Origin of the sequence: Streptomyces wedmorensis, assembly GCF_000716445.1 — a bacterium.
In the GTDB taxonomy this organism is placed as follows: domain Bacteria; phylum Actinomycetota; class Actinomycetes; order Streptomycetales; family Streptomycetaceae; genus Streptomyces; species Streptomyces wedmorensis.
The window spans coordinates 117,000-125,151 of the sequence record NZ_JNWK01000030.1; the positions used below are offsets into that span (position 1 = coordinate 117,000).

Below are 8,152 nucleotides of genomic sequence, written 5' to 3' on the forward strand. Positions count from 1 at the left end.
TGACCCGCCCATGTCAGCAGGCCCTTCGGCTCACGCGGCGAACCGCGGTCGGAGCCCGCTCCGGCCGAGTTCACGAGCCCGCCCGGCAGCGGCGACGAGGTACGGATCCCAGGCGTCGGGCTGGGAGTTCAGCCAGGCGATCACGGCCGTCGGCCCGTGCCCCGTGATCGCGGCGAAAGGCTTGAGTTCCCAGTCCGGGTCGGCGGCCGCCCGCTGCACGTCGGTCTCGAACCGGTTGACGGCGCGCGTAGTCATATGCGCGCGTGGAGCCCGGGGGTTCCTCTGCGCGGCTCCGCCACCGCACGGATGGCAGTAATGGGCGACCGTCGGGTAGAAGCCGCCGGACAGCCGGGGCGTGCCGATGGCGTCCACATCTCCCTCGGCCTCGCGCAGGGCTTCTTCGAAGGTCGCCGGCTCCCAGACGAACGCGGTCACAGGGCTGGAGGAATGGATACTCAGGAGGTCCGCCCGGATCAGCGTTCCGAGGAGCGAGCCGGTCTTGCCGTTGTCCGGATACAGCGGGTCGGGCCAGGACCCGACCCCGGCGATGGGAGAAGTCGACGGGGCGTAGCGCAGCAGGGCCAGCGCGCCGACCATCTCCCGCACCCCCGAGGCGGGTACCTCCGTCTTCGAGGGGAAGACGGCCGCGTACTCCTCGGCAACGGCTTCCCGCTGGAGCTGCTTCCAGCGCGCATGGGCGGAGTCGACGGCGTTCCGCTCTTCTGCTTTGGCTTTTGCGGCCTCGCGCTTGGCTTTCCGCGCGGGATCGACAATGACGCGCACCGCAGCGGTCAACGACTCGTTGCAGTCCACGCAGACAGGGGCGTACCCGTCGCAGACCTGTTGGAAGGCGGCTCGGGAGGTGAGACTGAGCGGGCCCCCGCACTGCGGGCACAGCCGTCCGGCCACCACGGCTCGAACACCGGCCGCGGCAACGGCGTAGACCTGGTGTCCCCAGCCGGCGGTGTCGATGTCCTTGGCCCTCTCGCACCAGACGGGAGTGCCGAGCTCGGGCGCGAAACCGGCGAACGCCCAGTACCGCTCCCCGATCACCACCAGTTCCGCGTCGGCTTCCTCACGGGGGACGACCGCCGGAACGAGCCGGGCAAGATCATCGACAGCCGGTCGCGGCCGGGAAGCGTCATTCACGCCCCGCACCCTAATGACGGCCTCTGACACGCGGCTTGCTTCCGGCCACCAGCAGCAGCTCGTCAGCGCGCGCCGGTCTCCGGCTCGGGCCGGGGCAGCTCGTCCAGGTCGAGGGTGAAGGTGCGCCCGTCGGCCAGCTCGATGGGGAGCTTGCCGGTGCCGTACTTGTGCGTGTGCGCCGCGATGTAGCCGGTTCCGGTCGGCTGGGTGTGGACGACGACCTCCGCCGCGTACGGGTCGACCACAAGGTAGACGGGGATGCCGTAGCGGCCGTACTTGGCGGTGCAGTCGTCGTAGTCCTTGCGCGCGGAGGAGACCGACACCACCTCCGCGATCAGCAGGACGTCCTCGAAGCTGTAGCGCTTGCCCTGCCTCTGCGCGTCCTCGCGAAGGATCGCGAGATCGGGAGCGGAGTTCTCGTCTGCCGGGAAGTCGAGGTAGACGTCCGAGACGGTCTTCGCGTGACGCCCGAGCGACACGATCGTGTCGTACTGCAGCGACTTGATCGTGCTGGAGTGCTCCAGGCTCTGCGGGGTCATGATCACCTTCCCGTCGGCACCGAAGAAGACCGTGTATCCCTCGGGGAACTCGGTGTGCATGATCGCCTCGACGCTCATCAGCGGCTCCTTCCCGTCGCCTCCCAGAATACGGTCGAAACACGCGCCAACAGCGAGCGTCACCGCCAACCTGAAGACACCTGGGTCCGAGGACCGTGATCCGGGCATGAGCGTCGCCGGCCTCGCCCCGGGGGCCGACCCGTCGCTTTCCGCCGCCATCGGCCCCTCGGTCCGTTCGTACCGCCCACACGTCGGAACCCCCGGTCAGCGCTCGCCGCCTCCAGATCGCAGACGTAGCGCCGGACCGATCGGCATCAGCAGGTTCCTCACCAGCGCGACTGGCCAGGCCCTCGGCACCTTCCGCGGCTCATCACGCCGGTCCTGGCCGAAGGCACCACGGAACGCGGTCACCGTCGAGGCTCCGTGGCCGTCGATGTCCTCCTCCGCCGGCTGCCGCGACACCGCCTTCGCTCCGCCGCAGAACAGCACGCGGCAGGTCGCTGTAGTCGGCGACAGCTGGACGGCGGCGACCTGCTCGCGCGTGCGGTGACGATCCCGAGGCGGACAAGTCCATCGGCGACATACGGACCTCCGTCGACAACATCCGCGACGAGATCAAGCTGGAGTCCAAGGCCGTGGACGCGGGCGACGCTCGCACCGAGGTCGAGAGCGTGAAGCTGGTCGCACAGAGCGAGGTGGAGAACCTCCGCAAGTACGCGAACCGAGCGCCCGCCAAGACCCAGGAGTTCGCAGACGCCGCCGAGGCGTGGGCCGAGGCTGTGGCGACCTCGCGTACGGCAATCCTCGAAGGGAGCGCGGAGAGCACGTCGACCCTGGCGTTCGCGAACGAGCGTCTGAGCGAGAAGACGATGGACAGCGAAGCCGGCGAGCTCGGGATCGAGCCGTGGCTGAAGTTGGACGAGTACTGAGCGTGCTCCCACGAAGCTGCGTCAAGGCATCGCTTGCTACCGCCCGAGGGGTGCGGGCACACGAGGGTGCCTTCACGGACCGGGAGTCGGACTTCTCCACGCTCTGTATCGCCGATCACGGCTACCGGCCGCCACAGGTCTTCATCGACGCCGTTCTTGCGGTCGGCCTCGATGTCTGGGTTGCCAGGCGTTGGCCCGACGTCCCGTTTCCCCGGGCCTCGGATGACGCCGAACGCATGCCGGACTAAGGTCCGCGCTGCTCGTCGGGGAGTCGAGGCCACCGAATTTCGAGGCCACGTGCGCGCCTTCGCCGCTCCCGCCATGCCCCGGGGCGCGATTCAGCCACCCCGCGTGTCCTGGCTTCCAGTCCGGCGGCCAAGAAGGCGGCGGCGAAAGCGATCGGCGAGGACGTGGAGCCGGGGTCACCCGGGACGGCAAGCACGCCGCCGAGAGCACGAACGCGGCAGTCAAGGAGTTCGGGCCGAAGGACGGCCACGGCTGGGACACGTCCAGCGCGCTGAAGAGGACGCAGGAGACCTGGGAGAAGCAGATCAGGATGCTGCTCGGGCGCCTGTCCTCGGAGAAGCAGGCCCTGAGCGCGACCGGAATCAGCTTCCAGAGCAACGAACTCGACACCACCGCGCGCCTGGCTCGGCAGTCGCGGATCGACGGCATCTGACCGGCCGGCTGATTCCAGGGGGAGACATGCCGACACACCACGAGGTCCTGACGACGGACCTGTCCGGACTCACGGCTGCCGCAGGCAGGTGGGAGGAGATGGCCACTCGGTTCAAGACGCTGGAGAACCGGTACGAGAGGGACGTCCACGGCATCTCGCTCGGCGAGTCATGGATCGGCCTCAGCGCCCAGGCCGCCAACGACAAGGTTCACCATCACCCTGAAGGAGCTCCAGGGGGCACAGAAGGAGGCGAAAGCCGTCGCCGGCGTCCTGCGTGACGCGCACACGCAGCTCACCGACCTGCAGGGCCGGCTCAAGGCAATCCGTGACGACGCCGTCAAGGCGGGCATGCGCGTCTCCGACCAGGGCACCGTCGTCTTCGACACCGCACAGCTCACGCAGGCCGAACGTACGGTGCTCGCTCACGACCCCGACTTCCAGCAGACCGCCCGTACCCGGGCGAACGAGTGGGCCGAGAAGCTCGTCCAAGCGGTCAAGGCGGTCACCGACGCCGACGACGGCATCCGCATGGCCCTCGATGCCGCCGTCCTCGACTCCGACCCCATCGACGGGACCTTCAACGGCTTCAACCGGAGCCCCCAGGACAGCCCCTATCCGTCCCTTGAGGAGGCCGGCAAGGCCGCCGACATGCCCAAGGACCGCAAGGACGTCCCCGCCTGGTGGCAGAGCCTCGACCCGGTCACCCGCGGCATCCTGCTGGAGGTGCGTGTCCGCCCTGCGTCGGCGACTCAAGGCGGCGCCATATCCAGGGCATCGAGATCCACATCGGCGAGGTCGCGGAGAATCGCGTGCGGGTCTACCTGACGGCGTACTGACACCTTTCGGTGTGGCCACTGAAGGGCTACGCCCACATACCCGAACGACAGGCCCTGCGTATGGTCCCGGTCTGCCGGCCCACCTTCGTCGCCTCAGGGCAAGGCCCAGGCTGCGGGAGCGAGGGAACCAACGAGGCTCCTGTGAACCCCACCGCGACCACCTCCGCGAACGACGCCGGACCGACCCTCAGCGCCCAACTGACCGACGAGGCGAAGGGGTACCGACAAGGAGGCAGAAATTCGGCGCAGTGTGCGGCGTGTCACACCCAGGGGCCGTGGGGTCGCCGTGGGACCATCGTCGCGGCTCCACACCCACGCTCCACCTGAAACCCCAGGGCAAGAAGGTCGGGGCCGGCGAGGCAGGCCAGGGCCGCTCGTTTCGCCACACCGATACGAGGCGATCGCCACACGCGAAGCCACCCCTCCAGGGGCGTTTTCGCAGGTCAGAACGTTTTTCTTTGGTGGGGCGGGTGGGACTCGAACCCACGGCCGACGGATTATGAGTCCGCTGCTCTAACCGGCTGAGCTACCGCCCCGAACGGTGAGGCGCGTACATGTGTGCGCGCCGTCTGCCGCAGCATAGCCGCTCATACGATCTCCTGCTCCGGAAGATCGGCTCTGCTGACCATGAAGACCTCACAGGACCGTGCGCGGTTCCCGGAGACGCGAAAAAGGACCCCGAAGGGTCCTTCTTCGTGTGGCTCCCCCGACTGGACTCGAACCAGTAACCCTCCGGTTAACAGCCGAATGCTCTGCCAATTGAGCTACAGGGGATCGCGCTCCCCCGACTGGACTCGAACCAGTAACCTGCCGGTTAACAGCCGGCTGCTCTGCCAATTGAGCTACAGGGGATTGCTGCGTTGCACCGAACGGACCCCGTCCGGCTGACCGGGAGGGCGCTCGCTCGCTGCGAGACATACATTAGCGCAAGCAGGGGGGTGCTCCGCCAATCGGTATCCCCAGGGCCTCCAGGGAAGGATCGCAGCCGTGCGGTACAAGCTGACGTTCGTCGTGGGACTAGCCCTCGGTTACGTGGTCGGGACGCGGGCCGGACGCGAGCGCTACGAGCAGATGAAGAAGTCCGCGAAGGACTTCGCCCAGAACCCGGCGGTGCGCAACGCCGCCGAGTCCGCCACGCAGACCGGCCGCCAGGTCGCGGGCAAGGCGGCGCACCTCGTGGGCGACAAGGTGGGCGACCGGCTGCCCGCTTCCGTGACCGACCGGGTGCACGCGCTGCGCGAGCGCGGCCGGGTGAACGGGAAGGTCGACGAGGACGACTGGGGCACCAGCAACACCTGAACGCGTCCGGGGCGCCCGCATCGCCCCCGCGTGCGGCAGAATCATGTGTCATGGGGATAGTCGCCGGACTGGACAGCTCTGCTGAGTTCACACGCATCGTCGTCTGTGACACGGACACGGGTGCCGTACTGCGCCAGGGGTACGCCGCGCACCCCGGTGAACCCAAGGCCGTCGACGTCGATCCGCAGTCGTGGCTGCTCTCGCTCGGGGAGGCCGCCACCGGCGGGATCCTGGAGGGCGTGGAGGCCATCGGCGTCTCGGCGCAGCAGCACGGAGTGGTGCCGCTCGACGCACAGGGCGGCCTCGTGCGGCCCGCGCTCGTCCGCAACGACAAGCGGGCCCAGGTGGCCGCCGCCGATCTCGTCGAGTCGCTGGGCGGCCGCCAGGCGTGGGCCGAGGCCGTCGGCTGCGTCCCGGGCCCCGGTCAGGCGGTCGCCAAACTGCGCTGGCTGGCCCGCACCGAACCCGAGCACGCCCGCCGGGTCGCGATGATCCTCCAGCCGCACGACTGGCTGGTCTGGCAGCTCCTCGGCCGGCCGGCCCGCCGCACCACCGACCGCGGCGCGGCCTCCGGCACCGGCTACTGGTCCGCCCGGACCGGCGCCTACCGCCCCGATCTGGTGGAACTGGCGCTCGGCCACCAGGCCGTGCTGCCCGAGGTCCTGGGCCCGGCCGAGGCGGCCGGCACCACCCCCGAGGGCCTGCTGATCTCCGCCGGCACGGGCGAGACGATGGCCGCCGCCCTCGGTCTCGGTCTGGGGCCCGGCGACGCGGTGGTCTCGCTCGGCGCGTCCGGCTCCGTGATGGCCGTGCACCACGAGGCCCTGGCCGACCCGAACGGGATGATCACCTCCTTCGCCGACGCCACCGGCATGCACCTGCCGGTCGTCCACACCTCCAACGCGGTACGGGCGCTGCGCGGCACCGCCGAGATGCTGGGCACCGAATCGCTCGAAGAACTCTCCGCGCTCGCCCTGAAGTCGACCCCGGGCGCCTCCGGGCTCGTCCTGCTGCCCTATCTGGAGGGCGAGCGGACCCCGAGCCTGCCGCACGCCGCGGGCACGCTCAGCGGGCTGCGGCGCGAGTCGATGAAGCCCGAGCACCTGGCGCGGGCCGCGTTCGAGGGGATGCTCTGCGCCCTCGGCGACGCCCTGGACGTGCTGCGCGGGCGGGGCGTCGAGGTGCGGCGGATCTTCCTGCTCGGCGCCGCGGCCTCGCTGCCGGCCGTACAGGCGCTCGCACCGGCGCTGTTCGGCGCCCAGGTCGTCGTCCCCCAGCCGGCCGACTACGCGGCGCTCGGCGCGGCACGGCAGGCCGCCTGGGCCCTCGGCGCGGCGCGCGGCACCCTGTCGCCGTCCGCTCCCCCTGCCTGGCAGGGCGCGGCCGCGCAGATCCTGGAGCCGGGCGACGAGCTGTCGGCGGGCCAGGCGGTGCGGCAGCAGTACGCGGCCACGCGCGAGCAGATCCACCCGGGGGCGTTCGGCGGATAGCGGTTCGCAAAGTCTTCGCCAGGGTTCGCCGCCGACCCCCGGACACGCGCCTGACCGAGTCGTAACGTCACAGGGACGCGGGCGATAGTGGAGCCGTGCTCATAAGACTTCTCCGAACCCATCTGCGGCCCTACCGAAAACCCATCGCGCTGCTCGTCCTGCTCCAGTTCCTCCAGACGTGCGCGAGCCTCTACCTGCCGACCCTGAACGCCGACATCATCGACAACGGTGTCGTGAACGGGGACACCGGCTACATCCTGCGGTTCGGCGCGCTGATGATCGGCGTGTCCGTCGTGCAGGTCGTCTGCAACGTCGGGGCCGTGTTCCACGGTGCCAAGACGGCGTCCGCGGTCGGCCGCGACATCCGAGGCGCGGTCTTCGACCGAGTCCAGTCGTTCTCCGCGCGGGAGCTCGGGCAGTTCGGCGCGCCCTCGCTGATCACCCGTACGACCAATGACGTGCAGCAGGTCCAGATGCTGGTCCTGATGGCGTTCACCCTGATGGTCTCCGCACCGATCATGTGCGTCGGCGGCATCGTGATGGCGCTCGGCCAGGACGTGCCCCTCTCGGGCGTCCTGCTCGCGGTGGTGCCGGTCCTCGCCGTCTCCGTCTCGCTGATCGTGCGGCGGATGCGGCCGCTCTTCCGGACCATGCAGGAGCGCCTCGACACGGTGAACCGGGTGCTGCGCGAGCAGATCACCGGCAACCGGGTGATCCGGGCCTTCGTGAAGGACGGGTACGAGGAGGAGCGGTTCCGCGGGGCCAACGCCGAGCTGACGGACGTGTCGATGGCGACCGGCCGGCTGATGGCGCTGATGTTCCCGGTCGTGATGACCGTCGTGAACGTCTCCAGCGTGGCCGTGGTCTGGTTCGGCGCGCACCGCATCGACAGCGGCGGGATGGAGATCGGCGCGCTGACCGCCTTCCTCGCCTATCTGATGCAGATCGTCATGGCCGTCATGATGGCCACCTTCATGTTCATGATGGTGCCGCGGGCCGAGGTGTGCGCGGAGCGCATCGAGGAGGTCCTCGCGACCGAGTCGAGCGTCGTGCCGCCGGTCGAGCCGGTGACGACCCTCGGCCGCCGCGGGCACCTGGAGGTCCGGAGCGCGGACTTCCGGTATCCGGGCGCGGAGGAGCCGGTCCTCACGGACGTGGAGCTCGTCGCCCGGCCCGGTGAGACCACCGCGATCATCGGCTCCACCGGCAGCGG

At 69.8% G+C, this 8,152-nt stretch carries 8 protein-coding genes and 3 tRNA genes; 6 read left to right on the plus strand and 5 right to left on the minus strand.

Translation table 11 applies throughout. From position 1 onward, the window contains the following. Positions 1 to 30: 30 nt before the first annotated feature. Positions 31 to 1,179 (minus strand): hypothetical protein, encoded by a 1,149-nt coding sequence (locus tag OO54_RS23285; protein ID WP_157856505.1) that lies wholly within the window; start codon positions 1,177 to 1,179, stop codon positions 31 to 33. Between the two features lie 32 nt (positions 1,180 to 1,211). Continuing rightward, positions 1,212 to 1,766, minus strand: a complete 555-nt coding sequence (locus OO54_RS23290) for a Uma2 family endonuclease (RefSeq protein ID WP_033206059.1) — start codon at positions 1,764 to 1,766, stop codon at positions 1,212 to 1,214. A 575-nt stretch (positions 1,767 to 2,341) separates the two neighbouring features. Here OO54_RS23290 and OO54_RS23300 point away from each other — a divergent pair. The 3 genes from OO54_RS23300 to OO54_RS45920 all read left to right on the plus strand — a co-directional run bounded on the left by OO54_RS23300 (position 2,342) and on the right by OO54_RS45920 (position 4,139). Further along, positions 2,342 to 2,635 carry a hypothetical protein gene (locus OO54_RS23300; RefSeq protein ID WP_033206064.1) on the plus strand — a complete coding sequence of 98 codons (294 nt, stop codon included), beginning with the start codon at positions 2,342 to 2,344 and terminating at the stop codon, positions 2,633 to 2,635. Between the two features lie 556 nt (positions 2,636 to 3,191). Continuing rightward, positions 3,192 to 3,314: a hypothetical protein gene (locus OO54_RS48370; protein ID WP_267888953.1), complete on the plus strand. Its 123-nt coding sequence runs from the start codon at positions 3,192 to 3,194 to the stop codon at positions 3,312 to 3,314. 348 nt (positions 3,315 to 3,662) lie between these two features. Beyond that, positions 3,663 to 4,139, plus strand: a complete 477-nt coding sequence (locus OO54_RS45920) for a BAR domain-containing protein (protein WP_051787130.1) — start codon at positions 3,663 to 3,665, stop codon at positions 4,137 to 4,139. Between the two features lie 470 nt (positions 4,140 to 4,609). On the opposite strand, the gene OO54_RS23315 is transcribed toward OO54_RS45920, so the two are convergent. The 3 genes from OO54_RS23315 to OO54_RS23325 all read right to left on the minus strand — a co-directional run bounded on the left by OO54_RS23315 (position 4,610) and on the right by OO54_RS23325 (position 5,002). Beyond that, positions 4,610 to 4,686, minus strand: a tRNA-Ile gene (locus OO54_RS23315). 162 nt (positions 4,687 to 4,848) lie between these two features. After that, a tRNA-Asn gene (locus OO54_RS23320) sits at positions 4,849 to 4,924 on the minus strand. A 5-nt stretch (positions 4,925 to 4,929) separates the two neighbouring features. Continuing rightward, positions 4,930 to 5,002: transfer RNA gene (locus tag OO54_RS23325), tRNA-Asn, on the minus strand. A 135-nt stretch (positions 5,003 to 5,137) separates the two neighbouring features. On the opposite strand from OO54_RS23325, the gene OO54_RS23330 reads away from it, so the two are divergent. The 3 genes from OO54_RS23330 to OO54_RS23340 form a co-directional block, all read left to right on the plus strand. Then, on the plus strand, positions 5,138 to 5,449 hold the full coding sequence (locus OO54_RS23330) for a hypothetical protein (RefSeq protein WP_033206070.1): 312 nt from the start codon (positions 5,138 to 5,140) through the stop codon (positions 5,447 to 5,449). A 50-nt stretch (positions 5,450 to 5,499) separates the two neighbouring features. Continuing rightward, positions 5,500 to 6,939, plus strand: a complete 1,440-nt coding sequence (locus OO54_RS23335) for an FGGY family carbohydrate kinase (RefSeq protein ID WP_033206073.1) — start codon at positions 5,500 to 5,502, stop codon at positions 6,937 to 6,939. Between the two features lie 95 nt (positions 6,940 to 7,034). Continuing rightward, the coding region (locus OO54_RS23340; protein ID WP_033206075.1) for an ABC transporter permease at positions 7,035 to 8,152 on the plus strand (1,118 nt) is incomplete at its 3' end.